Here is a 23,485-nt window from a genome sequence, read left to right on the forward strand (position 1 = left end):
CGCCGGGCCGGAAATGACCATCACCTTTTTTGCCAATCGTGCGACGAGCGGTCGACAGCGCGCCGAACCAGTCGTTATGCTGCTCCGGCGTGTCGCTCAGCAATTCAAAGTGCATCTTCTGTTGTTGTGCTTTGGTCTTTCTGGTATAAAGCAGCGCTCTTTTCTAGGGGCTCGGCTTGTCGCATCTGCTGATCGAGTCGATAAGACCCTGAAGAAACACGGCGCCTAGCGCCAAAGACTGAGAGATTAAGCGGCCAACCCATGCCGGGTTGGGCATGTGGTTTTAGAGGGCTGAGGCATGTCGAGAGTCTGTCAAGTTACCGGTAAGGGTCCGGTAACCGGGAATAACATTTCCCACGCAAACAACAAAACCCGTCGTCGTTTCCTGCCGAACCTGCAGCATCATCGCTTCTGGGTCGAGTCCGAGAAGCGTTTCGTGCGTCTGCGCGTATCTGCCAAAGGCATGCGCATCATCGACAAGCGCGGCATCGATGCCGTTCTGGTCGACATTCGCCGTAACGGCGCTAAGGTCTAAGGGAGAGAATCATGCGTGAATTGATCCGTCTGGTGTCGACCGCTAATACCGGCCACTTCTACACCACCGACAAGAACAAGCGCACCACTCCGGACAAAATCGAAATCAAAAAATTCGATCCGGTTGTTCGCAAGCACGTGATCTACAAGGAAGCCAAGATCAAGTAATTGATCCGGCTGACGAAAAAAGGGCCCGTATCTCACGATACGGGCCCTTTTTTTATGCCGCTTTGTAATCAGCTGAAATGAAACGACTGGATGATGCCTTCGTCGCTAGCGATGACGTGGATACGGCTCGGGTCGTATTCGCGGGTGGAAAATTCCCCCGCACCGACCACGCGAGCGCGGCCGGTCAGCTCGCTGATGTAGGCCTTGGCGCCAGGTACATAGCGGGTGCCGATAAGGTGATTGATGTGTTGCAGGACTTCTTCGTTGGTCATGGCGCTGCTTCCTTCCATTGAGTGAATACCCGGTTGGGCAGCGCTATGCTCCGTCGGACAGATCCAGCCCGAGTGGTAGTTATTTATTTCTGCTCGAACATCACGTAGATCTTACGGCACGGCTCCAGCACTTCCCAGGTACCCTTGAAGCCCGCCGGGATCACGAAACGATCGCCCGCGCGCAGGGTTTTCGCGCCACCCTCTGCATCGCGCAGCACCGAAACGCCCTGGACGATTTCGCAGTACTCGTGTTCAGTGTAATTGACGGTCCACTGGCCGACTTCGCCTTCCCAGACGCCGGCTGCGAACTGCCCGCAAGGGCTGGAATAGTGGTTGTAAACGGCCTGATCCGGCTCACCCTTGAGGATCTTTTCCGCAGCGGGGCGGTAGCGTTCAGCTTCGGTCAGCACCTGGGCGAAGTCGATTATCTGATCAATGCGCATGGCGTTCTCTCTTGTTTGTTTAATAAAATGAACATCAGTAGGCTTTTGGCCTGATTATGTCAAATATATTGATAATTGGGTCCCCTGTGGTTTAGGGTGGCAGGTGCCTGTGCGCGTAGCTCGCCCAGCCAGAATTTTTGACAGTGCCCTGACCCCTCGTACGGCACTGCACCTTAACAAGAGGAGGAGTTTCGTATGACCACCCTGACTCGTGCGGATTGGGAACAGCGTGCCCAACAATTGAAGATCGAAGGCCGCGCTTTCATCAACGGTGAATACACCGCCGCCGTTTCCGGCGCGACCTTCGAATGCCTCAGCCCGGTCGACGGCCGCCTGCTGGCACAGATCGCCAGCTGCGATGACGCCGATGCCCAGCGTGCCGTAGACAATGCCCGCACCACCTTCGCCTCCGGCGTCTGGTCGCGTCTGGCCCCGGCCAAGCGCAAAGCCACCATGATCCGCTTTGCTGCGCTGCTCAAGCAGAACGTCGAGGAGCTGGCGCTGCTGGAAACCCTGGACATGGGCAAGCCGATCAATGACTCGCTGAACATCGACGTGCCGGGTGCCGCCCAGGCCCTGAGCTGGAACGGTGAAGCGATCGACAAGATCTACGACGAAGTCGCAGCGACCCCGCACGATCAGCTGGGTCTGGTGACCCGCGAGCCTGTGGGCGTAGTGGCCGCTATCGTACCGTGGAACTTCCCGCTGCTGATGGCTTGCTGGAAACTCGGCCCGGCCCTGGCTACCGGTAACTCGGTGGTACTCAAGCCGTCGGAAAAGTCGCCGCTGACCGCGATCCGTATTGCCCAACTGGCCATCGAAGCCGGTATTCCTGCAGGCGTTCTCAACGTGCTGCCAGGTTACGGCCACACCGTCGGCAAGGCCCTGGCCCTGCACATGGACGTCGACACCCTGGTGTTCACCGGTTCGACCAAGATCGCCAAGCAGTTGATGATCTACGCGGGCGAGTCGAACATGAAGCGTGTCTGGCTGGAAGCCGGTGGCAAGAGCCCGAACATCGTCTTCGCCGACGCTCCGGACTTGAACGCAGCTGCTGAAGCGGCCGCCAGCGCCATCGCTTTCAACCAGGGTGAAGTCTGCACCGCCGGCTCGCGCCTGCTGGTCGAGCGCTCGATCAAGGACAAGTTCCTGCCATTGGTTCTCGAGGCCCTCAAGGCCTGGAAGCCAGGCAACCCGCTGGACCCGGCCACCACCGTCGGTGCACTGGTCGATACCCAGCAGATGAACACCGTACTGTCGTACATCGAGGCCGGCCACAGTGACGGCGCCAAGTTGCTGGTGGGCGGCAAGCGTATCCTCGAAGAAACCGGTGGCACCTACGTCGAGCCGACCATTTTCGACGGCGTCAGCAATGCCATGCGCATCGCCCAGGAAGAAATCTTCGGCCCGGTGCTGTCGGTGATTACCTTCGACACCGTCGAAGAAGCGATCAACATCGCCAACGACACCCCGTACGGCCTGGCTGCCGGTGTGTGGACTGCGGACATTTCCAAAGCCCACCTGACCGCCAAAGCCCTGCGCGCCGGTAGCGTCTGGGTCAACCAGTACGACGGCGGCGACATGACCGCACCGTTTGGTGGCTTCAAGCAGTCGGGCAACGGCCGTGACAAGTCCCTGCACGCGCTGGACAAGTACACCGAGCTGAAGGCGACCTGGATCAAGCTGTAAGCAGTTAGCCACCGCCCAACCCGGGCATCCTCTGTGGGAGCCGGCGTTGCCGGCGATGCGGCCTGAGTGGTGCGCATCGCTGGCAACGCCAGCTCCCACAGTGGTTTGTGAACCCCGCAAAGGAGTGTGCGATGCGTTGGGGTACCTATTTCGCCGTGCTGAGCGCGGTGCTCAGTGTCGGCCTGGCGCTGGGTGTGAGCATGCCGCTGGTGTCCCTGCGCCTGGAAAGCTGGGGCTACGGCAGCTTCGCCATCGGGGTAATGGCGGCGATGCCGGCCATCGGCGTCTTGCTCGGGGCCAGCCTGTCCAGCCGGCTCGCCGCCCGCTTTGGCACGCCGGGGCTGATGCGTTTATGCCTGTGGGCCGGCGCACTGTCCATCGGGCTGCTGGCGTTGTTGCCCAGTTACCCGCTGTGGTTGGTGCTGCGCCTGCTGATTGGCATGATCCTGACCATTGTGTTCATCCTCGGCGAAAGCTGGATCAACCAGCTGGTAGTCGAGCAATGGCGTGGTCGGCTGGTGGCGTTGTACGGCAGCAGTTATGCCTTGAGCCAGCTGGCCGGGCCGTTGCTGCTGGGGGTGCTGGGCTCGGAAGATGACTTCGGCTTCTGGGTGGGCGCGGGCTTGTTGCTGCTGGCACCGCTGGTGCTGCTGGGGCGTGACGGCGCGCCCAGTGCAGAATCGTGCAGCGTTACTCTGTTCGACCTGATCGGCTTTTGCCGGCGCTTGCCGGTCATTGCCTGGGCGATTGCCCTGTTCGCCGCCTTCGAAGCGATGATTCTGACCCTGCTGCCGGTGTACTGCCTGCAGCAAGGGTTCACCACCGAGATTGCCTTGTTCATGGTCAGCACCGTGGTGGTGGGCGATGCGCTGTTGCAGCTGCCTATCGGTGCGTTGGCCGACCGCATGTCTCGGCGCACGTTGTTCACCGGTTGTGCGCTGACCTTGCTGGTGTCGAGCCTGGCGATTCCGCTGATGCTGCACACCTGGGCGATCTGGCCGTTGTGGGTGCTGTTCGGAGCCAGTGCCGGTGGGCTGTTCACCTTGTCGCTGGTACTGATCGGTGAGCGCTACCGGGATGACGCGCTGGTGCGTGCCAACGCCCACGTCGCTCAGCTCTGGGGCATAGGCTGCCTGATCGGGCCGCTGGTGGCGGGGGCTGGCAGCCAATGGATCAGCGGGCATGCCTTGCCGTTGCTGATGGCGGCCGGCGCTGCCGGGCTGGTGCTGTTGGCCCGACGACCCAACGCTTTCGAGCCAGCCGCCGCCTAGAGCATCCGCTCGAGGCCAACGGCCTTGCTGATCCAGGCATTGAAGCGGCGCCAGAGCCCGCCTGGCTCGGTGGTCAGGGTGTGCAGCTGGTGGTTGTCCTCGGTTACCCACACCAGCTTGCCGTCACTCAGCTGGGGCTGATAGCTCAGCGCCGGGGCCATGCCCTGGGCGGCCAGGTAGCGGGTGTATTCGGCCAGCTCCGGGCTGTCGACCAGCACGCCCACTTCGGTATTCCACAGTACCGAGCGCGGGTCGAAGTTGAACGAGCCGATAAACGTCTTGCGTCGATCGAGGATGATCGCCTTGCTGTGCAGGCTGGAATCGGAGCTGCCATGCAGGCTCAGCGTCCGCGGGCGGGGCGCGCCGGGCTGGCGGCGCAATTCGTAAAGCTGCACGCCGTGCTCCAGCAGCGCCTTGCGGTACGGCGCATAGCCACCATGCACGGCAGGTACGTCTGTGGCCTCCAGCGAGTTGGTCAGCAGCTTGACCGAGACACCGGCATCGGCCTGACTGGTCAGGTAGACCAGCCCGGTTTCACCGGGGACGAAATACGCCGATATCAGGATCAGCTCGTGCTGTACCGCATTCAGGTCCGGGAGCAGCTGGCGGGTCAGCAGCAGTTGCGGGTCGGGTTCGTCTCGGGCCAGGACCTTGCTCGGCGCATCCCAGACGGCCTGGTTGTGCGCCCAGATCAGCTCGTTGCGCCAGACGCCCAGGCGTGGGTTGGTCTGGTACGCCATCAGGCGGTCATACAGATCCTTGTGCTTGATCCGCGCCTCGACCAGCGACGCCTCCAGGCGCTGGCGGCTGGCCTGCAGGTCGTCGGCATCGGGTTTGCGCCAGAGGAAGTCTTCGATCGGTTGGCTCAGGGCGCTGTTCCAGTACTGGTCAAAGCTGTGGCCCAGCTGTTCGGCAACCGGGCCGACACCGAGCAGGTCGATGTCGGTGAAGTTCAGGTTGGGCTTGGCGTCAAAGTATTCGTCACCCAGGTTGCGACCGCCGACGATGGCCATGCTGTTATCCACCAGCCACAGCTTGTTGTGCATGCGCCGGTGCTGCAGCCTCAGGTTGAACAGCCGGCCGACCGCCCGGGTGACGCCGGTGCTGCGGCCCAGCTGCAGCGGGTTGAACACGCGGATGTGGATGTTGGGGTGGGCGTTGAGCGCGCCCATCTTGTCTTCAAGGTCATCGCTGTTGGTGTCGTCGAGCAGGATACGGATGCGTACGCCTCGGTCGGCTGCCTGCAACAGCTCATGAACCAGCGCACGGGTGCTCAGGCCGTCATGGACGATGTAGTACTGCAGGTCGATGCTCGACTGGGCATTGCGGATCAGCTCGGCGCGGGCGCGAAACGCTTCATTGCTGTTGGGCAGCAAGCGAAAGCCGGAGCGCCCCTCGTAGCTGGCGGCCTGGCGTTGCACCGAGCGGCCAAAGGCCGAGTCGCTGGCAGGCAAGGCCTGGGTGACTTCCCGAGGCTGGCTGATACTGGCGCATCCGCTGAGCACGAACAGCAGCGACAGTAGCAGGGGCAGCGTGCACGGGCTTCTCAAGGTGCAGGGTCCTTTACGACAGAGGTGGAGGGGCATCAACCGCGAGCGGCGGCGGCACGTTACGCGTCAGTGGCGGCCTCGGCCAGTAGACGAATGGCGGTCTCACCCACCTTGCGCACGGCAGCTTCGATTGCCTGTGTCGGGCGCGCGGCAAAATTCATCCGCAAGCAGTTACGGTACTTGCCCGAGGCGGAAAAAATGCTGCCCACGGCGATCTGCACACCCTGCCCAAGTAAAGCCCGGTTCAGGCGAAGGGTATCGAAACTTTCCGGCAATTCCACCCACAGCATGAAGCCACCCTGGGGGCGGCTGGCGCGGGTGCCGGGTGGAAAGTAGCGGGTCACCCAGTCACTCATCTGGTCGCGGCCACGCTGGTACTGGCTACGCATGCGCCGCAAGTGCGGCTGGTAGTGACCGCCTTCGATGAAGTCGGCAATTGCCAGTTGCGGCTGGGTGGCAGTGCAGCCGGTGCTGATGTACTTCATATGCAGCACCCGCTCCAGGTAGCGCCCCGGCGCGACCCAGCCGATGCGCAGGCCGGGGGCGAGGGTCTTGGAGAACGAACTGCAGAGCAGCACGCGGCCGTCTTCGTCGAACGACTTGATGGTGCGCGGGCGAGGGTAGGTGTAGGCCAGGTCGCCATACACGTCATCTTCGAGGATGGCCACGTCGAAGCGCTGGGCCAGGGTCAGCAGGGCCTTCTTGCGTGCCTCGGGCATGATGTAGCCAAGCGGGTTGTTGCAATTCGGGGTGATCTGGATGAGTTTGATCGGCCACTGTTCCAGCGCCAGCTCGAGGGCTTCCAGGCTGATGCCGGTGAGCGGGTCGGTGGGAATCTCCAGGGCCTTCATGCCCAGCCCCTTGAGGGTTTGCATGGCGCCATGAAAGCTCGGCGAGTCGACCGCAACGATATCGCCGGGTTGGCACACGGCGCGGATGCTCGCAGACAGGGCTTCGTGGCAGCCGGTGGTCACCACCAGGTCGGCCGGGTCGATACTGCAGCCGGAGTCGAGCATCAGCCGGGCGATTTGTTCGCGCAGTGCCAGGGTGCCGGAAATGGTGTCGTAATACAGCCCCGGCATGTCCTGGCGCCGGCTCAATTGCGCCAGGCTGCGCAACAGCGGCTTGAGTGTCGGGCTGTCGACATCCGGCATGCCGCGGCCCAGTTGCACGACGTCCTTGTTCGGTACGCTGCGTACCAGCTCGATGACCTGCTCCCACTGCGAGATCTCTACCGGGCGCTGTGCGGGCCGGCTGATGGCGGGCAGGGCGGGGAGGCTGCGATCGATCGGCACAAAGTAACCGGATTTCGGGCGCGGTGCGGCCAGGCCATTGTCTTCGAGCAGGCGATAGGCCTGTTGCACGGTGCTCAGGCTCACCCCGTGCTCCACGCTCAGGGCGCGCACCGAGGGCAAGCGATCGCCCGGCCGGTACAGGCCCTGTTCGATGCGGGCACCCAGCAGCTCGGCAAGGTTGACGTAAAGGCTCATGGCATACTCCAGCGCAGTCTTTCAGTCGCAAACCAGTACAGATACTGAAAATTTAGCGCATTCAGTCAGAAAATCAGCAATTCTGTATGGAAATAATACACCGCTTTTGAATCTGTAATGGTTTCTCTCTTTCGCGCATGCTTTTCCTACGGTTAGCCCACCCCGGAGGAATCAAGCAATGAGCGGTATGAGCGATGTGCGCCTTAAATTGCACGCGGAAGAACTGAGCCGGGAACGGCGTGTTCAGTTGGTTGATGTACCGGCCGGGCTGGGCCGCTGGGGGCTGATGGCGCACCGTTGGCACAGCCGTCGCGCGCTGCTGGAGCTGACGCCCGAGCAGTTGCGCGATATCGGCCTGACGCCCGCGCAGGCGCGTGAAGAGGGGCTCAAGCCTTTCTGGCGTTCCTAGACCAGTTCCTTGAGGCGATGCCAGAGCATGCCCAGGGCCAGCAGCGGCGAGCGCAGGTGCTTGCCGCCAGGGAAGGTCATGTGCGGAACCTGGGCAAACAGGTCGAAACGACCGGCCTGTTGGCCGCTGATCGCCTCGCCCAGCAGCCGGCCGGCCAGGTGCGTGGCGTTCAGGCCGTGGCCGGCGTAGGCCTGGGCATAGTAGACATTGGGCTGCTCGCGCAGGCGGCCGATCTGCGGCAGGCGGTTGGCGCCGATGCCGATCATGCCGCCCCACTGGTAGTCGATGCGCGTATCCGCCAGCTGCGGGAATACCTTGAGCATCTTCGGTCGCATGTACCCGGCGATGTCTTGTGGATCACGCCCGGAGTAGTGACAAGCGCCGCCGAACAGCAACCGGCGGTCGGCCGACAGGCGGAAGTAATCAACCGTTACCCGTTGGTCGCACACCGCCATGTTTTGCGGTAGCAGTTGCCGGGCCTGGGCTTCGCTCAAGGGCTCGGTGGCGATGATGTAGCTGCCGGCGGGCAGGATCTTGCCGCCCAGTTGTGGGTTGAGGTTGTTCAGGTAGGCATTGCAGGCCAGCACCAGTGTTTTGGCGCGTACCGAGCCTTGGGCGGTGTGGACCCGCACCTGCGGACCGTAGTCGATGCGGGTGACCGGCGACTGCTCATGCAGCGTTACCCCGAGCCGCGCCGCCACCGCCGCTTCGCCGATGGCGAGGTTCAGCGGGTGCAGGTGGCCCGAGCCCATGTCGATCATGCCGCCGACGTAACGCTCGGAGCCAATCACCGAGTGCATCTGCCCCGGCTCTACCAGGCGTAATTCGTGGCGGTAGCCCAGGCTGTGCAGTTCTTCGGCATCATCGATGAAGCCCTGGTAGTCCCGCGGCTTGTTGGCCAGGTCGCAGTAGCCCCAGGTCAGGTCGCAGTCGATGGCGTGACGCTCGATGCGCTCACGGACAATCTCTACCGCCTCCAGGCCCATCAGCTTCAGCGCCCGTACACCGCTCTCACCCAGCTGCGGGCGGAACTGCTCAAGGCCATGACCGACCCCGCGAATCAACTGACCGCCATTACGGCCGCTGGCGCCCCAGCCGATGCGCCGGGCTTCCAGCAGCACCACGCTGAGGCCGCGCTCGGCCAGCTCGATGGCGGTGTTCAGCCCGGAGTAGCCGCCACCGACCACGCAGACGTCGCACTGCTGCTCGCCGGCCAAGGGTGCGTAGTCCGGCTGCGGAGCACTGCTGGCGGCATAGTAGGAGGCGGTGTGCGAAGCAGGCAGCGGGGCACCGGCGGTCATGGGGTCATCCTGATTCGGGTGTTTGGAAAAATTGACGCAGGATAAGCCGTGCTTTCACGGTGGGGCAACCATGAGGCAAAATTGGCCTTTCCCTGTTTCAGCCAAGGCCGCCATGAGTTGCAACCAGCACAAGATCCGCTTCCTGCGTGAGCAGATCCCGTCCTTCGAATGCGTGCCCGGCTGTCACGATTGCTGCGGGCCGGTGACCACCTCGTCGCAAGAGATGGCGCGCCTGCCGCGCAAGAGCGCTGCCGAGCAAGAGGCGGCCCTGGCCGAGCTCAACTGCGTGCACCTGGGGCCCAACGGCTGCACCGTGTATGAGGAGCGGCCGCTGATCTGCCGGTTGTTCGGCACCACGCCGCGCCTGCCATGCCCCAATGGTCGCGGCCCGGCCGAGATGATCGACCCGCAGGCCGAAAAGCTGGTGCACGCGTACATCGCCAGCACCCGCCAGGTGCTGGTCTGAAGCTCAGTCCGGAATCGGCAGGTTAAGGCTTTCCTTGACCTCTTCCATGACGATGTAACTCTTCGATTCGCGCACGTGCGGCAGCTTGAGCAGGATGTCGCCCAGCAGCTTGCGGTAGGAGGCCATCTCCGAAATCCGCGCCTTCACCAGGTAGTCGAAGTCGCCCGACACCAGGTGGCATTCCAGTACGTGGGGCAGTTTCAGCACCGCGCGGCGAAACTCCTCGAAAGTATCCCCCGACTTGTAGTCCAGGCTGATCTCGACGAACACCAGCAGGCTGCCCTTGAGGTGCTGCGGGTTGAGCCGGGCGTTGTAGCCCATGATGATGCCCTCGCGCTCCAGGCGCCGCACCCGCTCGGTGCAGGGTGTGGTCGACAACCCGACTTTCTCGCCCAGCTCGGTAAACGAGATACGCCCATCTGCCTGCAGGATCCGCAGGATATTGCGGTCGATCTTGTCCAGTTCGCGTTTGCTTTGATGCTGGGTTCTCATAGTGGATGCCCCTCCGTAAAAGCCTGCTTTGCCGAGAATTGTCGCCAAATATAGGCTTTTATATAGTGAAATGCACTGGTCATACATTCCTATACTGCGCGCATCTATGCCATTAACAACAAATGTCAGCGGTACGCTGCGTCGAGGGTAATCAACATGCGAGTTCTGGTACTTGGTAGCGGTGTGATCGGAACCGCCAGTGCCTACTATCTGGCACGGCAGGGTTTTGAAGTCGTCGTGGTCGACCGTCAACCGGCCGTTGCCATGGAAACCAGTTTTGCCAACGCCGGCCAGGTCTCGCCGGGTTACGCCTCGCCATGGGCTGCCCCCGGCGTGCCGCTCAAGGCCATCAAGTGGCTGCTCGAGCGCCACGCCCCGTTGGCCATTAAAGCCACCGCCGACATCGATCAGTACCTGTGGATGGCGCAAATGCTGCGCAACTGCACCGCCAACCGTTACGCGGTGAACAAGGAGCGCATGGTCCGTCTGTCCGAGTACAGCCGTGACTGCCTCGACGAGCTGCGCGCCGAAACCGGTATCGCCTACGAAGGCCGGACCCTGGGGACCACCCAGCTGTTCCGGACCCAGGCGCAACTGGACAGCGCGGCCAAAGACATCGCGGTACTGGAGCAATCCGGCGTGCCGTACGAAGTGCTCGATCGCGCCGGCATCGCCCGCGTCGAACCGGCCCTGGCCAATGTCACCGACATCCTGGCCGGTGCCCTGCGCCTGCCCAACGACCAGACCGGCGACTGCCAGATGTTCACCACGCGTCTGGCGGAAATGGCGATCAAGCTCGGCGTCGAGTTCCGCTTCGGTCAGGACATTCAGCGCCTGGACTACGCCGGTGACCGCATCAACGGCGTATGGATCGACGGCAAGCTGGAAACCGCCGACCGTTACGTGCTGGCCCTGGGCAGCTATTCGCCACAACTGCTCAAGCCGCTGGGCATCAAGGCCCCGGTTTATCCGCTCAAAGGTTACTCGCTGACCGTGCCGATCACCGACCCGGCCATGGCCCCGACGTCGACCATTCTGGATGAGACCTACAAGGTCGCGATCACCCGTTTCGACAACCGTATCCGGGTTGGTGGCATGGCTGAAATCGCCGGTTTTGACCTGTCGCTCAATCCGCGTCGGCGCGAAACGCTGGAGATGATCGTCAACGATCTTTATCCTCGCGGCGGTGACCTGAGCCAAGCCAGTTTCTGGACCGGCCTGCGTCCGACCACCCCGGACGGTACGCCGATCGTAGGCGCAACGCCGTTCCGCAACCTGTTCCTCAATACCGGTCACGGTACCTTGGGCTGGACCATGGCTTGCGGCTCCGGACGCTTGCTGGCCGATCTGATCGCGCGCAAAAAGCCGCAGATCAGCGCCGAAGGTCTCGATATCTCTCGTTACGGAAAACACCAGGAGCCTGCAAAACATGTCAGTCCAGCGCCAGCTCACCAATGAGCGCATGAGCCAGATCGTTACCCACAATGGCACCGTCTACCTGGCGGGCCAGGTGGGCGACGACATGAATGCCGGCATTGAGCAGCAAACCCGCGAAACGCTGGCCAACATCGAGCGTCTACTGGACCTGGCGGGCACCGACAAGAGCCGTTTGCTCTCGGTGACCATCTACCTCAAGGACATCGATGCGCACTTCCAGGGCATGAACAGTGTCTGGGACCAGTGGCTGCCCAAGGGCGTCGCGCCGGCCCGTGCCACCGTTGAAGCCAAACTGTGCGAGCCGGAAATCCTCGTCGAGCTGTCGGTGGTGGCTGCACTGCCGTAACCCGCAATCCCTCACCCGGTGCCGCTTGCGGCCTACATGCCGCATTCGGGGGCCGGGTTTTTTACTCTAACCAGACTGCCCAGAAGGCTGCCGTCATGCGTCCTGCCCGTGCCCTCATCGATCTGCAAGCACTGCGTCACAACTATCAACTGGCCCGCGAACTGTCCGGTGCCAAGGCTCTCGCGGTGATCAAGGCGGATGCCTATGGTCATGGCGCTGTACGCTGCGCACTGGCGCTCGAACAACAGGCCGATGGTTTTGCCGTGGCCTGCATCGAGGAAGCCCTGGAGTTGCGCGCAGCCGGGATCAAGGCCCCGGTGTTGTTGCTCGAAGGCTTTTTCGAAGCCGGCGAGCTGGCGCTGATCGTCGAGCACGACCTGTGGTGTGTGGTGCATTCGCTGTGGCAACTGGAAGCGATCGAACAGACGGCGATGGCCAAGCCGATCAACGTCTGGCTCAAGCTCGACTCGGGCATGCACCGGGTCGGCCTGCACCCCAAGGATTACCAGAACGCCTACCAGCGCCTGCTGGCCACCGGCAAGGTGTCGAAAATTGTGCTCATGAGCCATTTCGCCCGTGCCGACGAGCTCGACAGCAGCGCCAGCAACGAGCAGGTCGCAGTGTTCCAGGCTGCACGGCAGGGCCTTAGCGCCGAGGTCAGTCTGCGCAATTCGCCTGCCGTACTGGGCTGGCCGCAGGTGCCCAGTGACTGGGTACGCCCCGGCATCATGCTGTACGGTGCTACCCCGTTTGAGGTGCCGCAGGCCGAAGCAGCACGCCTGCAGCCGGTGATGACCCTGCAATCGCGGGTGATCAGCGTGCGCGAGCTGCCTTCCGGAGAGCCGGTAGGTTATGGCGCCAAGTTCATCAGCCCGCGTCCGACCCGGGTCGGTGTGGTTGCCATGGGCTATGCCGACGGTTACCCGCGCCAGGCGCCGACCGGAACGCCGGTGATGGTGGCTGGCAAACGCAGCCAGATCATCGGCCGGGTATCGATGGACATGCTTTGCATCGACCTCACCGATGTACCCGAGGCTGGCGTTGGCAGCCCGGTCGAATTGTGGGGCAAGCAGGTGCTGGCAAGCGATGTGGCGATGCAGGCGGGGATGATCCCGTACCAGATTTTCTGCAACCTCAAGCGCGTGCCGCTGGACTACAGCGGCGATTGAGGCGCCAAAGCGGACAGGCTGCGGGTCGAAGTGTTGTAAATACTGAACGCTGTTGCGATGATAACGTTCAATTTCGACCCCACTCGTTCGTTTTAGGAGGGCTCCAGCATTGGACGTCGGTGAACGACTGCAAGCCATACGCAAGCTCAAGGGCCTGTCCCAGCGTGAACTCGCCAAACGTGCGGGCGTCACCAACAGCACCATCTCGATGATCGAGAAGAACAGCGTCAGCCCTTCAATCAGCTCGCTGCGTAAAGTGCTGGGCGGTATTCCGATGTCCATGGTCGAGTTCTTTTCCGAAGAACTGCAACCGGAAAACCCCACGCAGATCGTCTACAAAGCCAACGAGCTGATCGACATTTCCGATGGTGCGGTGACCATGAAGCTGGTCGGCAAGGCGCACCCGAGCCGGGCCATTGCCTTTCTCAACGAGGTCTACCCACCGGGCGCCGATACCGGTGAAGAAATGCTCACCCACGACGGCGAGGAGACCGGCATCCTCCTCGAAGGTCGCCTGGAACTGGTGGTAGGGCTCGAAACTTTTATCCTCGAAGCGGGCGACAGCTACTATTTTGAAAGTACCAAGCCGCACCGTTTCCGCAATCCGTACGATGAGCCAGCTCGGCTGATCAGCGCGGCAACCCCGGCAAACTTCTAAAGAGCCTGGCGCGCGGCGGATTGTCGCGGCTAAGACCCTTTAGACTCTAGGGTTGTTTCGGTACGACAGGGTTCCCGTTATACTTGCGCCGCCTGCGAAACCGTGGCCGCAGGCGTGACTAGCCACCATGAGGGTGTACGCGTGAATCTAATCAAGAAAATGCTGGCCGTACCAGCAGCCGTATTGGCCCTTTGGGCAGTCAACGCACAAGCAGCAACCAATGACGACATCGCCAAGCGGCTGGAGCCGGTGGGTCAGGTGTGTGTCCAAGGTCAGGAATGCAAGGGCATGGAAGTCGCAGCCTCCGCAGGTGGCGGCGGCGCCAAGACCCCGGATGAAATCATCGCCAAGCACTGTAACGCCTGCCACGGCAGCGGTTTGCTCGGCGCACCAAAAATCGGCGATGCTGCCGCCTGGAAAGAACGTGCCGACCACCAGGGTGGCCTGGACGGTATCCTGGCCAAAGCCATCACCGGCATCAACGCCATGCCACCGAAAGGCACCTGTGCCGACTGCTCGGATGACGACCTCAAGGGCGCCATCAAGAAAATGTCCGGCCTGTAAGCCTGCCCGCTTCCAGCAAAGCCCGCCTTGTGCGGGCTTTGTCGTTTTTGGCGCTGGCCAGGGGAGCAAACCCGGGCCATGCTCGGTCGAACCTGCAAGGATGACCAGGAGACGCCCATGACGCAGCATTGCTCGATCGAGACGGCCGTAGATGAAGTGCTGGCACGCTTGCCGGCCCATATCCACCTGGGCCTGCCACTGGGGCTGGGCAAGCCCAATGCCTTCGTCAATGCGCTGTACGAGCGGGTCAGGGCGTTACCGGAGCGGCAACTGACGATCTACACCGCGCTCAGCCTTGGCCGGCCGGAGCTGGGCAGCGGCTTGCAGCGGCGTTTCCTGGCGCCGTTTATCGAGCGCGTGTTTGCCGATTACGAAGAGCTGCAGTACCTCAGTGACCTGCGCCAGGATCGTTTGCCGGCCAACATCCGTGTGCAGCAGTTCTTCATGCAGCCGGGCAGCCTGTTGCACAGTGCCATGGCCCAGCAAGACTACGTCAGCAGCAACTACAGCCACGCCGCGCGGGACATCAACGCCAAAGGCCTGAACCTGGTGGCGCAGTTGGTGGCGCAAGATCCGCAGCACCCGGATCAGCTGAGCCTCAGTTGCAACCCGGACATCACCCTCGACCTGCTGCCGATGATCGAGCGGCGGCGCGCAGCCGGCGAAACCATCCTGCTGTTGGGCCAGGTGCACGCCGAATTGCCCTACATGCCTGGTGCGTCCGAATTGCCCCGGCAAGAATTCGATCTGTTGATTGATAGCGTCGAGCAGCGGCGCCTGTTCTCGACGCCAAACATGCCGGTCACCACCCAGGACCACTTCATTGGCCTGCACGCCAGCACCTTGGTGCGCGATGGCGGCACCTTGCAGATCGGCATTGGCGCCATGGGCGATGCCCTGACCGCTGCGCTACTGGCCCGAGAAACTGAAAGCGAGGCGTACCAGGCGTTGCTGGCCGACATGGATCTGCAGCCATGGGAGCAGCTGATTGCCCGTGAAGGCGGCATCACTCCCTTCACCAAGGGGTTGTATGGCTGCAGCGAAATGTTCGTCAACGGCCTGCTGACGCTGCTTGAGGCCGGCATCATCCGGCGCCCGGTCGAGGGCGGTGTGCTGGTGCACGGTGGCTTCTTCCTGGGCCCGCAAGCGTTTTACCAGCGCTTGCGCGACATGCCGCTGACAACCCGCCAATGCATAGACATGCGCGCGATCAGCTACATCAACGAACTGTATGGCGATGAGTCGCTCAAACGCCGACAGCGTGTGGATGCACGCTTTATCAACACGGTGTTCACCATGACCCTGATGGGCGCCGGTGTCGCTGATCAGCTGGAAGACGGCCGCGTGCTCAGTGGTGTCGGCGGGCAATACAACTTTGTTGCCCAGGGCCATGCACTGGAGGGTGCGCGTTCGATTCTGCTGCTGCGCAGCTGGCGCGAGTCGGGTGGTGAGGTCAGCTCCAACCTGGTGTGGGACTACGGTCACTGCACCATTCCCCGGCACCTGCGTGATGTAGTGGTGACCGAATACGGCATTGCCGACTTGCGGGGGCAGACAGACGCCGAATGCATTCGGCGCCTGCTGGCGATCAGCGATTCACGCTTTCAGCCGGAACTGATCGAGCGGGCCCGGCAAGCCGGCAAGCTGCCAGCTGGATTTGCGCTTGAGCCTCGCTTCAGCGAGAACACCCCCCAACGCTTGCAAGGTCTGCGCAGCCGGCACGCAGGGTTGTTTCCGGAGTATCCGCTGGGCAGTGACTTTACCGACGATGAGCGTGATTTGTTGCGGGCGTTGAACTGGCTCAAGAGCAAGTTCAAGTTGAGCGAGGTGCTGGAGCTGGGCAAGGCGACGCTGGACGCACCGGCGCCTGAGGCTTATCCACAGCAGTTGGCGCGCATGGGCCTGGCGCAGCCGCAGGGGTTCAAGGAGGAGCTGTATCAGCGGCTGTTGCTGGCGGGGTTGCAGGCTACAGCGGTCGCTTGAGGGCCAACCACCAGCAAGCCGGCGTCTACAGGGGCTGTAGGCGCCGGCTTGCTGGCGATGCGGTTTACTCGATGAAAGTAACCACGCCATCCTTCAGCGACTTCACCCGAGCCAGCGACTCGACGCGGTAGCCCTGGCTGTCCAGTTCGGCACGGCCGCCCTGGAACGATTTCTCGATGACGATACCCAGGCCGGCAACGGTAGCACCGGCCTGCTTGATGATCGAGATCAGTGCCTGGGAGGCTTTGCCGTTGGCCAGGAAGTCGTCGATTACCAGCACGCGGTCGCTGCTGTTGAGGTGACGCGGCGAGATCGCCACGGTGTTCTCGGTCTGTTTGGTGAAGGAGTACACCGAGGCGGTCAGCAGGTTCTCAGTCAGGGTCAGCGACTGGTGCTTGCGCGCGAAAATCACCGGGACACCTAGCTTCAGGCCAGTCATCACGGCCGGGGCAATGCCCGAGGCTTCGATGGTGACGATCTTGGTGATGCCGGAGTCGGCGAACCGACGGGCGAACTCGTCGCCAATCAGTTGCATCAGCGCAGGGTCGATCTGATGGTTAAGAAACGCATCGACTTTGAGAACCTGATCGGAAAGCACGATGCCTTCTTCGCGAATCTTCTGGTGCAGTGCTTCCACTGTGGTATTTCCTCGATGTAGCAAGAGTGGCCACGGCAGTACGCCGCAGCAAAGGTTGATTATCTAACGTTTAAGCATGGCGCGGATATCGGCCAGTGCATTATTGCCGCGAGCGGCCTTCACTTCGGTTGGTGCATCATCCAGGCCTTCCCAGGCCAGGTCTTCGTCGGGCAGCTCGTCGAGGAAGCGGCTCGGCGCACAGTCGATGATCTCACCGTACTGCTTGCGCTTGGCGGCATAGGTGAACGCCAGGGTCTGGCGCGCACGGGTGATGCCTACATAAGCCAGGCGCCGTTCTTCCTCGATGGTGTCGGCCTCGATGCTGGAACGGTGCGGAAGAATCTCTTCTTCCATGCCGATGATGAACACATACGGGAATTCCAGGCCCTTGGAGGCGTGCAGGGTCATCATCTGCACGCCCTCGGCACCGTCCTCTTCCTCCTGCTGGCGCTCGAGCATGTCGCGCAATACCAGCTTGCCGATGGCGTCCTCGATGGTCATGTCGCCGTCCTCGTCCTTCTCCAGCGTGTTTTTCAACGCATCGATCAGGAACCAGACGTTGCCCATGCGGAAATCCGCGGCCTTGTCGCTGGAGCTGTTGGTGCGGATCCAGGTCTCGTAGTCGATGTCCATGATCATGCTGCGCAGCGCAGCGATCGGGTCTTCGGTGGCCACCTGCTCGCGGACCTTGTCCATCCAGCGCTTGAAGCGCTCCAGGCGGTCGGTGAAGCGGCTGTCGAGGTGCTCGCGAAGGCCCATTTCCTCGCTGGCCGCGTACATCGAGACCTTACGTTCGGTGGCGTAGTTGCCCAGCTTCTCGAGGGTGGTGGAGCCGATTTCCCGGCGTGGCACGTTGATCACCCGCAGGTAGGCGTTATCGTCGTCCGGGTTTACCAGCAGGCGGAAGTAGGCCATCAGGTCTTTGACTTCCTGCCGGCCGAAGAAGCTGTTGCCGCCGTTCATGCGGTACGGCACCTGATGGTGCTGGAGCTTGAGCTCCATCAGCTTGGCCTGGTAGTTGCCCCGGTAGAGGATCGCGAAGTCGCTGTACGGGCGGTCGGTGCGCAGGTGCAGGCTGAGGATCTCCATGGCCACCCGCTCGCACTCGGCGTCCTCGTTCTTGCAGCGGATCACGCGGATCTCGTCGCCGTGGCCCATCTCGCTCCACAGCTGTTTCTCGAACGCGTGCGGGTTATTGGCGATCAGTACGTTGGCGCAGCGCAGGATGCGGCTGGTGGAGCGGTAGTTCTGCTCCAGCATCACCACTTTCAACGACGGGTAGTCGTCCTTGAGCAGCATCAGGTTTTCCGGACGCGCGCCACGCCAGGCATAGATCGACTGGTCGTCGTCGCCCACCACGGTGAACTGGTTGCGTGTGCCGATCAGCATCTTCACCAGCAGGTACTGGCTGGCGTTGGTGTCCTGATATTCGTCCACCAGCAGGTAGCGCACGCGGTTCTGCCATTTTTCGAGGATGTCCGCGTGTTCTTCGAACAGCTTAACCGGCTGCAGGATCAGGTCGTCGAAGTCCACCGCATTGAACGCCTTGAGCGTGCGCTGATAGTGCGAGTAGACGATCGCGGCGGTCTGTTCCTTGGGGTTGCGCGCCTTTTCCAGAGCCTCGGGCGGCAGCACCAGGTCGTTTTTCCAGGCGCCGATCATGTTCTTGATCTCGTCGACCCCGTCGTCGCCCGAGTATTCCTTCTGCATGATGTCGGTCATCAGGGCTTTGACGTCGGTCTCGTCAAAGATCGAGAACCCTGGCTTGTAGCCCAGCCGCTCATGCTCCTTGCGGATGATGTTCAGGCCCAGGTTGTGGAAGGTCGACACGGTCAGGCCGCGGCCCTCGCCTTTGCGCAACAGAGTGCCGACCCGCTCTTTCATCTCCCGCGCGGCCTTGTTGGTAAAGGTCATGGCCACGATGTACTGCGCACGAATGCCGCAGTTCTGCACCAAGTGTGCGATTTTACGGGTGATTACGCTGGTTTTGCCGGAACCTGCACCGGCGAGCACCAAAAGAGGGCCGCCGACGTAGTTCACGGCTTCTTGTTGCCGGGGGTTGAGTCGGGACATGACAGAAACCGGGGGTCGCTAGAAAATAGCCGCGCATTTTAACAGGGGGGAACGATTTCTGCTGCGACCGTCTGACAGTGTGACGTATCACGCGATCTATATTTGCCGGTTTTGTTACTTTCCCGCAGGATGCGTGGCGAAAACTGCGGGATGTCGGCAAATGGAATGGCATGACTTTAAGTGAAAATCATTTTCACCCTGGTTTAGGATGAACCTCTCCGCTGCCTAATACCATTTGACGTATGTCCACGTACTAAGGAGCCAGCTTGTTTACGCCTGTCGAACCCTTGCGTTTGCTGTTGCTGGCCGATGAGCCTGAATGGGCCGCAGCATTGCGCGATTGCCTGGTACCGCTGGCGGGCAGCGTGGTGCTGTTGACCGCGCCAAGCTGGGAAGCTGTCGACAGCCTGTTTGCCAATGATCGCAACGCATTGGTGTTGTCGACGCCTGCGCTGCAGCCTGCGCCCGGGCGCTGCATTCTGCCGATGGTGCTGCTGCTCGAGCACGAGCCCCAGGTGCCGCCGCCGGGTGTCAGTGACTGGCTGGTACGTGACCATCTGAATGTCGATACCTTGCGCCGCAGCCTGCGCCATGTGCGTGAGCGTGGGGTGCTGGAAGCCACCCTGCAGCGTCTGGCCGAACAGGACCCGTTGACTGGCATTGCCAACCGCCAGGGCTTTCAGACCCTGCTGGCCGCACGCCTGGCCGACAATGAGGGCCGGGGTGTGGCGCTTGGGCATCTGGACCTGGACAACTTTCGTCACGCCAACGACGCCCTCGGCCATCAGGCCGGCGACCGGTTGATCCTGCAGGTGGTCGGGCGGCTGAAAAGCCAGCTGGAGGCCGGCGACCAGGTTGCCCGCCTGGGCAGCGATGAATTTGCCTTGCTGATCGACACCCGCCGCGAGCCGCAACGTGCCGAGTGGATGGCCGAACGCATTACCGAAGCCCTGGCCGAACCCTACTGGGTAGACGGCGAGAGCCTGCTGATCGGCTGCAGCCTGGGTATTGCCCATGCCCGCGCCCAGGGCGGGGCAGACCCGTTGATGTGGCATGCGCACATTGCCATGCAACAGGCCAAGGGCACCCAAGGCTGTACCTTTCACATCTTCAACGAGCGGATCAACCGCAACGCGCGCAGCCTGGCCGACCTGGAAAGCGAACTGCGCCGGGCACTGCGCCGCGACGAGCTGGAACTGCATTACCAGCCGCGGTTGAACATGGCCGATGGACGCATCGTCGGCCTGGAGGCACTGGTGCGCTGGCGCCACGCCGAGCGAGGTTTGTTGCCGCCCAGCGAGTTCGTGCCCCTGGCCGAGCAGAGCGGGCTGATCGTGCCCTTGGGCTACTGGGTGATTTCGCGCGCATTGCGGGACATGCAGGCACTGCGCGAGCAGGGCCTGGCGCCGTTGCACATGGCGGTGAACCTGTCGTTTCGCCAGTTTCAGGACAGCCAGCTGCTCGCTACCCTGAGCCGGCTGATCATCGAGCACGGGGTCGATGCCCGCTGGCTGGAGTTTGAGCTGACGGAAACGGCGGTGATGCGCCGCAACGACCTGGTACAGCAGACCATGGACGCCCTCGGGCGCCTGGGCGTACGGTTTTCCCTCGACGACTTTGGCACCGGCTTTTCGTCGTTCGTCCACCTCAACAGCCTGCCGATCACCTTGCTCAAAGTGGATCGCAGCTTTGTCGGCGGTATGGAACAGCGCGAAGAAAACCGCAAGCTGGTGCATGCCATGATCAACCTGGCGCACAACCTCAACCTTGAGGTGGTCGCCGAAGGCGTCGAGTCGCTGGAGCAGATGGACCTGTTGCGCAGTTTCAACTGTGATCAGGTACAGGGCTTTCTGATCAGCCGGCCATTGCCGATTGATGAGTTGATGGCATTTTTGCTGACCGGTTCGGCGCCGCAGTCGGTAGCGATGTAAGACATGTGGGCGCGGACAAACCCGCGCCCACGCATTGCTCAGGCCATTGTCGCGGCGGCCTTCTTCGCACCGTTGGCCCGCCCCAGCATCCGCTTCATCCGCCACTCGAACGCCAGCGTCAGGCTCACCGCCGCACAGGCCAGGCCCAACGCCAGGCCCCACCACACGCCCACCGCGCCCAAGCCCAGGGTGAACGCCAGCAACCAGGCGGCCGGTGCACCGATCACCCAATAGCAGAACAGGCCTACCAGGAACGTGGTCTTGGCATCCTTGAGGCCGCGGATCGAGCCCATGGCGATGGTTTGCACACCGTCGAACAGCTCGAACCAGGCCGCGACCATCAACAGGCTCACGGCCAGCTGGATAATGTCGGCAAAGGCCGGATCACCATGGTCAAGGAACAGCCCTACCAGCGGGTCTGGCAGCAGCCAGAACAGGATGGCGAACATCAGCATCATCGCTGCGCCGAAGCCGATTCCGACCCGCCCGGCATGCCGCGCGCCCAGCAGGTTTCCGGCGCCATAGTAGAGGCCGACACGCATGGTCACCGCATAGGACAACCCGGCAGGGATCATGAAGGCGGTGGAGACAATCTGCAGGGCGATCTGGTGCGCTGCCAGTTCAGTGCTGCCGAGTACACCCATGCACAGGGCGGCAAAGGCGAACAGGCCGACCTCCACGGTGTAGGTCCCGCCAATCGGCAGGCCCAGGCGCCAGAGTTCACGCAGGGCCGGCCACGACGGCCGGCTCAGGCCTGTGCGGATCGGGTAGGGCGCATAGGCCGGGTGCCAGCGGATGTACAGGGCCATGGCCACCGCCATGCAGTTGGCCACCACGGCAGTGACCAGACCGATACCGACCAGACCCAGCTTCGGCAGGCCGAACATGCCTTCGATCAGCGCGTAGTTGAGCAGGAAGTTGGCCACGGTGCCGACCAGGCTGATGACCATCACCGGTGTTGAACGACCGATGGCGCTGGTAAAGCCGCGCAGGGCCATGAAACTCAGGTAGCCGGGCAGGGCGAAGGGCAGCAACAACAGGAACTGGGCGGCCGCCGTGACGTTTTCAGGGCTTTGGCCAAGCAGCAACAGCACCGGCTCCAGGTTCCACAGCGCCAGCGCCGCCACCAGGGCCATGGCCCAGGCCAGCCACAGCCCGGCCTGGGTCAGGCGCGTGGCACCGACGGTGTCGCCAGCGCCCTTTCGAATGGCCACCAGCGTGCCGACTGCGGCAATCACCCCCAGGCAGAAAATCGACACGAACGAATAGCTTGCCGCCCCCAGGCCGCCACCGGCCAGGGCTTGAGGGCTGATACGGGCCATCATCAGGGTGTCGGTCAGCACCATCAGCATGTGCGCCAGCTGCGAGGCGATCAGAGGACCGGCCAGGCGCAACAGGGCCTTGAGTTCATGAGTGGGTGCGGCCTGCATTGGATCGTCCTTTTCTGGCACTGCTTTGAGGAAAGCGTGAAATTCTCATCCTTTATGCGGTTATTCGCAAAAGGATAATAACGATCAGTGGCATGATTAAAACTCATGTCAGTATGATGCCGTGGATTGCTCTTGAGTCCGTCTGGAGGATTCGTCCATGTCCCGCCGTTTGCCGCCGTTGTATGCATTGCGCGCCTTTGAGGCTGCTGCACGGCACAGCTCCTTCACGCGCGCCGGGGATGAGTTATCGATTACCCAGAGTGCTGTCAGCCGTCATATCCGTACGCTGGAAGAGCATTTCGCCTGCCGTTTGTTCGTGCGCAACGGCCGCAGCCTGCAACTGAGCGAAGCCGCCCGGCTGTTGCTGCCGGGCGTGCGCGAAGGTTTTGCGGCACTGGAGCGTGCCTGCAATACGCTGCGCAGCGAGGATGACATCCTGCGCATGAAAGCCCCCTCGACCCTGACCATGCGCTGGCTGCTGGCGCGGCTCAGCCGTTTTCGTCACCTGCAGCCAGGCAATGAGGTGCAGTTGACCAGCGCCTGGATGGATGTCGACCATGTCGATTTCAATCATGAGCCTTTCGATTGCGCGGTACTGCTGGGTGATGGGCACTTTCCGCCGGACTGGGAAGTGTCGCGGCTGTTTTCCGAACTGCTGATCCCGGTCGGCGCGCCCGAACTGCTGGCCGAAGGGCCCTGGGACGCCAAGCGTCTGGCCGGGATCGAGCTGCTGCACCCGACACCGGACAAACGCGACTGGCGCAGCTGGCTGGCGCGCATGGGCCTGACTGACAAGGTTTCGCTCCGGGGCGGGCAGGTGTTCGACACCCTGGAGCTGGGGATGATCGCGGCGGCGCGGGGTTACGGGGTGTCCATGGGCGACTTGCTGATGGTGGCCGAAGATGTGGCCCAGGGCCGCTTGAGCCTGCCGTGGCCGACTGCGGTGGCCAGCGGCCTGGACTATTACCTGGTGTGGCCGAAAACCCGGCCCGGTGGCGAGCGCTTGCGGCGGTTGAGTGATTTTTTGCAGGGCGAGGCCGATGCGATGGACCTGCCCAAGGTAGAAATACTGGGGGCTGCTGCCAGCCCCCATAAACCTCTGTAGGAGCCAGGCTTGCCGGCGAAGAACAATGGCGCGATGCAACAGGCAAACCGTAGCGCCCCCTTCGCGG

At 62.3% G+C, this 23,485-nt stretch carries 23 protein-coding genes; 14 read left to right on the forward strand and 9 right to left on the reverse strand.

Features of this window, described 5'->3' with window-relative positions; all coding sequences use genetic code 11:
• Nucleotides 1-298 precede the first annotated feature (298 nt).
• Together rpmB and rpmG are read left to right on the forward strand one after the other, a co-directional pair.
• Nucleotides 299-535 carry a 50S ribosomal protein L28 gene (rpmB, locus tag I5S59_RS03605; RefSeq protein WP_010225868.1) on the forward strand — a complete coding sequence of 79 codons (237 nt, stop codon included), beginning with the start codon at nt 299-301 and terminating at the stop codon, nt 533-535.
• 11 nt (nt 536-546) lie between these two features.
• The gene (rpmG, locus tag I5S59_RS03610; protein ID WP_010225867.1) at nt 547-702 is read left to right on the forward strand and encodes a 50S ribosomal protein L33; all 156 of its coding nucleotides are present in this window, start codon (nt 547-549) and stop codon (nt 700-702) included.
• A gap of 68 nt (nt 703-770) precedes the next feature.
• On the opposite strand, the gene I5S59_RS03615 is transcribed toward rpmG, so the two are convergent.
• Nucleotides 771-974, reverse strand: a complete 204-nt coding sequence (locus I5S59_RS03615) for a hypothetical protein (protein WP_197875428.1) — start codon at nt 972-974, stop codon at nt 771-773.
• 83 nt (nt 975-1,057) lie between these two features.
• Nucleotides 1,058-1,417: a cupin domain-containing protein gene (locus I5S59_RS03620; RefSeq protein ID WP_197875429.1), complete on the reverse strand. Its 360-nt coding sequence runs from the start codon at nt 1,415-1,417 to the stop codon at nt 1,058-1,060.
• Between the two features lie 195 nt (nt 1,418-1,612).
• Between I5S59_RS03620 and I5S59_RS03625 the strand changes: the two genes are divergently transcribed.
• Nucleotides 1,613-3,106 carry an aldehyde dehydrogenase gene (locus I5S59_RS03625; protein WP_197875430.1) on the forward strand — a complete coding sequence of 498 codons (1,494 nt, stop codon included), beginning with the start codon at nt 1,613-1,615 and terminating at the stop codon, nt 3,104-3,106.
• A gap of 131 nt (nt 3,107-3,237) precedes the next feature.
• Complete coding sequence (locus I5S59_RS03630; RefSeq protein WP_197875431.1) at nt 3,238-4,377, forward strand: MFS transporter; 1,140 nt, start codon at nt 3,238-3,240, stop codon at nt 4,375-4,377.
• Here I5S59_RS03630 and I5S59_RS03635 read toward each other — a convergent pair.
• Both I5S59_RS03635 and I5S59_RS03640 read right to left on the reverse strand, forming a co-directional pair.
• A complete protein-coding gene (locus I5S59_RS03635; RefSeq protein WP_232239554.1) occupies nt 4,374-5,927 on the reverse strand; it encodes a phospholipase D family protein in 1,554 nt (517 codons plus the stop codon). The genes I5S59_RS03630 and I5S59_RS03635 overlap by 4 nt on opposite strands.
• A gap of 59 nt (nt 5,928-5,986) precedes the next feature.
• On the reverse strand, nt 5,987-7,417 hold the full coding sequence (locus tag I5S59_RS03640) for a PLP-dependent aminotransferase family protein (RefSeq protein ID WP_197875433.1): 1,431 nt from the start codon (nt 7,415-7,417) through the stop codon (nt 5,987-5,989).
• A gap of 178 nt (nt 7,418-7,595) precedes the next feature.
• Between I5S59_RS03640 and I5S59_RS03645 the strand changes: the two genes are divergently transcribed.
• Complete coding sequence (locus I5S59_RS03645; RefSeq protein ID WP_128321903.1) at nt 7,596-7,826, forward strand: DUF1127 domain-containing protein; 231 nt, start codon at nt 7,596-7,598, stop codon at nt 7,824-7,826.
• On the opposite strand, the gene I5S59_RS03650 is transcribed toward I5S59_RS03645, so the two are convergent.
• On the reverse strand, nt 7,823-9,127 hold the full coding sequence (locus I5S59_RS03650) for an NAD(P)/FAD-dependent oxidoreductase (protein ID WP_197875434.1): 1,305 nt from the start codon (nt 9,125-9,127) through the stop codon (nt 7,823-7,825). The two genes, I5S59_RS03645 and I5S59_RS03650, sit on opposite strands and share 4 nt — an antisense overlap.
• 112 nt (nt 9,128-9,239) lie before the next feature.
• Here I5S59_RS03650 and I5S59_RS03655 point away from each other — a divergent pair, with 112 nt between their 5' ends.
• Entirely contained in the window at nt 9,240-9,593 is a 354-nt protein-coding gene (locus tag I5S59_RS03655) for a YkgJ family cysteine cluster protein (protein WP_197875435.1), read from the forward strand.
• Between the two features lie 3 nt (nt 9,594-9,596).
• Here the strand turns inward: I5S59_RS03655 and dadR are convergent, their stop codons facing one another.
• Nucleotides 9,597-10,085, reverse strand: coding sequence for a transcriptional regulator DadR (gene dadR, locus I5S59_RS03660; protein ID WP_008366790.1), 489 nt, complete (start codon nt 10,083-10,085; stop codon nt 9,597-9,599).
• Nucleotides 10,086-10,241: 156 nt separating this feature from the next.
• Between dadR and dadA the strand changes: the two genes are divergently transcribed.
• The 6 genes from dadA to I5S59_RS03690 all read left to right on the forward strand — a co-directional run bounded on the left by dadA (nt 10,242) and on the right by I5S59_RS03690 (nt 16,242).
• Nucleotides 10,242-11,543, forward strand: coding sequence for a D-amino acid dehydrogenase (dadA, locus tag I5S59_RS03665; RefSeq protein WP_197875436.1), 1,302 nt, complete (start codon nt 10,242-10,244; stop codon nt 11,541-11,543).
• The gene (locus I5S59_RS03670; protein WP_128321900.1) at nt 11,515-11,868 is read left to right on the forward strand and encodes a RidA family protein; all 354 of its coding nucleotides are present in this window, start codon (nt 11,515-11,517) and stop codon (nt 11,866-11,868) included. Before dadA ends, I5S59_RS03670 begins: the two co-directional genes overlap by 29 nt.
• A 95-nt stretch (nt 11,869-11,963) precedes the next feature.
• Nucleotides 11,964-13,037, forward strand: a complete 1,074-nt coding sequence (gene alr, locus I5S59_RS03675) for an alanine racemase (protein WP_197875437.1) — start codon at nt 11,964-11,966, stop codon at nt 13,035-13,037.
• A 109-nt stretch (nt 13,038-13,146) separates the two neighbouring features.
• Nucleotides 13,147-13,695 carry a cupin domain-containing protein gene (locus I5S59_RS03680; RefSeq protein ID WP_128321898.1) on the forward strand — a complete coding sequence of 183 codons (549 nt, stop codon included), beginning with the start codon at nt 13,147-13,149 and terminating at the stop codon, nt 13,693-13,695.
• 141 nt (nt 13,696-13,836) lie between these two features.
• Nucleotides 13,837-14,259: a c-type cytochrome gene (locus tag I5S59_RS03685; RefSeq protein ID WP_197875438.1), complete on the forward strand. Its 423-nt coding sequence runs from the start codon at nt 13,837-13,839 to the stop codon at nt 14,257-14,259.
• Between the two features lie 117 nt (nt 14,260-14,376).
• Nucleotides 14,377-16,242: an acetyl-CoA hydrolase/transferase family protein gene (locus tag I5S59_RS03690; RefSeq protein ID WP_197875439.1), complete on the forward strand. Its 1,866-nt coding sequence runs from the start codon at nt 14,377-14,379 to the stop codon at nt 16,240-16,242.
• A 64-nt stretch (nt 16,243-16,306) separates the two neighbouring features.
• Here I5S59_RS03690 and I5S59_RS03695 read toward each other — a convergent pair whose 3' ends face one another.
• On the reverse strand, nt 16,307-16,879 hold the full coding sequence (locus I5S59_RS03695; RefSeq protein WP_136478722.1) for a xanthine phosphoribosyltransferase: 573 nt from the start codon (nt 16,877-16,879) through the stop codon (nt 16,307-16,309).
• A 63-nt stretch (nt 16,880-16,942) separates the two neighbouring features.
• Nucleotides 16,943-18,952 (reverse strand): DNA helicase Rep, encoded by a 2,010-nt coding sequence (gene rep / locus I5S59_RS03700; protein ID WP_197875440.1) that lies wholly within the window; start codon nt 18,950-18,952, stop codon nt 16,943-16,945.
• A 266-nt stretch (nt 18,953-19,218) separates the two neighbouring features.
• On the opposite strand from rep, the gene I5S59_RS03705 reads away from it, so the two are divergent.
• Nucleotides 19,219-20,883, forward strand: a complete 1,665-nt coding sequence (locus I5S59_RS03705) for a putative bifunctional diguanylate cyclase/phosphodiesterase (protein WP_197875441.1) — start codon at nt 19,219-19,221, stop codon at nt 20,881-20,883.
• Nucleotides 20,884-20,921: 38 nt separating this feature from the next.
• Here I5S59_RS03705 and I5S59_RS03710 read toward each other — a convergent pair whose 3' ends face one another.
• The gene (locus I5S59_RS03710; protein WP_197875442.1) at nt 20,922-22,313 is read right to left on the reverse strand and encodes a NorM family multidrug efflux MATE transporter; all 1,392 of its coding nucleotides are present in this window, start codon (nt 22,311-22,313) and stop codon (nt 20,922-20,924) included.
• Nucleotides 22,314-22,470: 157 nt separating this feature from the next.
• On the opposite strand from I5S59_RS03710, the gene I5S59_RS03715 reads away from it, so the two are divergent.
• Nucleotides 22,471-23,418 carry a LysR substrate-binding domain-containing protein gene (locus tag I5S59_RS03715; protein WP_197875443.1) on the forward strand — a complete coding sequence of 316 codons (948 nt, stop codon included), beginning with the start codon at nt 22,471-22,473 and terminating at the stop codon, nt 23,416-23,418.
• The last annotated feature ends 67 nt before the right edge of the window (nt 23,419-23,485 follow it).

This window comes from Pseudomonas alkylphenolica, assembly GCF_016009175.1.
Taxonomy (GTDB): Bacteria; Pseudomonadota; Gammaproteobacteria; order Pseudomonadales; family Pseudomonadaceae; genus Aquipseudomonas; species Aquipseudomonas alkylphenolica_B.

Excerpts from the sequence above, each read along its gene's own strand:
- rpmB (WP_010225868.1), top strand. The coding sequence starts at position 299 with ATGTCGAGAGTCTGTCAAGTTACCGGTAAGGGTCCGGTAACCGGGAAT.
- rpmG (WP_010225867.1), top strand. The coding sequence starts at position 547 with ATGCGTGAATTGATCCGTCTGGTGTCGACCGCTAATACCGGCCACTTC.
- I5S59_RS03615 (WP_197875428.1), bottom strand. The coding sequence starts at position 974 with ATGACCAACGAAGAAGTCCTGCAACACATCAATCACCTTATCGGCACC.
- I5S59_RS03620 (WP_197875429.1), bottom strand. The coding sequence starts at position 1,417 with ATGCGCATTGATCAGATAATCGACTTCGCCCAGGTGCTGACCGAAGCT.
- I5S59_RS03625 (WP_197875430.1), top strand. The coding sequence starts at position 1,613 with ATGACCACCCTGACTCGTGCGGATTGGGAACAGCGTGCCCAACAATTG.
- I5S59_RS03630 (WP_197875431.1), top strand. The coding sequence starts at position 3,238 with ATGCGTTGGGGTACCTATTTCGCCGTGCTGAGCGCGGTGCTCAGTGTC.
- I5S59_RS03640 (WP_197875433.1), bottom strand. The coding sequence starts at position 7,417 with ATGAGCCTTTACGTCAACCTTGCCGAGCTGCTGGGTGCCCGCATCGAA.
- I5S59_RS03645 (WP_128321903.1), top strand. The coding sequence starts at position 7,596 with ATGAGCGGTATGAGCGATGTGCGCCTTAAATTGCACGCGGAAGAACTG.
- I5S59_RS03650 (WP_197875434.1), bottom strand. The coding sequence starts at position 9,127 with ATGACCGCCGGTGCCCCGCTGCCTGCTTCGCACACCGCCTCCTACTAT.
- I5S59_RS03655 (WP_197875435.1), top strand. The coding sequence starts at position 9,240 with ATGAGTTGCAACCAGCACAAGATCCGCTTCCTGCGTGAGCAGATCCCG.
- dadR (WP_008366790.1), bottom strand. The coding sequence starts at position 10,085 with ATGAGAACCCAGCATCAAAGCAAACGCGAACTGGACAAGATCGACCGC.
- dadA (WP_197875436.1), top strand. The coding sequence starts at position 10,242 with ATGCGAGTTCTGGTACTTGGTAGCGGTGTGATCGGAACCGCCAGTGCC.
- I5S59_RS03670 (WP_128321900.1), top strand. The coding sequence starts at position 11,515 with ATGTCAGTCCAGCGCCAGCTCACCAATGAGCGCATGAGCCAGATCGTT.
- alr (WP_197875437.1), top strand. The coding sequence starts at position 11,964 with ATGCGTCCTGCCCGTGCCCTCATCGATCTGCAAGCACTGCGTCACAAC.
- I5S59_RS03690 (WP_197875439.1), top strand. The coding sequence starts at position 14,377 with ATGACGCAGCATTGCTCGATCGAGACGGCCGTAGATGAAGTGCTGGCA.
- rep (WP_197875440.1), bottom strand. The coding sequence starts at position 18,952 with ATGTCCCGACTCAACCCCCGGCAACAAGAAGCCGTGAACTACGTCGGC.
- I5S59_RS03710 (WP_197875442.1), bottom strand. The coding sequence starts at position 22,313 with ATGCAGGCCGCACCCACTCATGAACTCAAGGCCCTGTTGCGCCTGGCC.
- I5S59_RS03715 (WP_197875443.1), top strand. The coding sequence starts at position 22,471 with ATGTCCCGCCGTTTGCCGCCGTTGTATGCATTGCGCGCCTTTGAGGCT.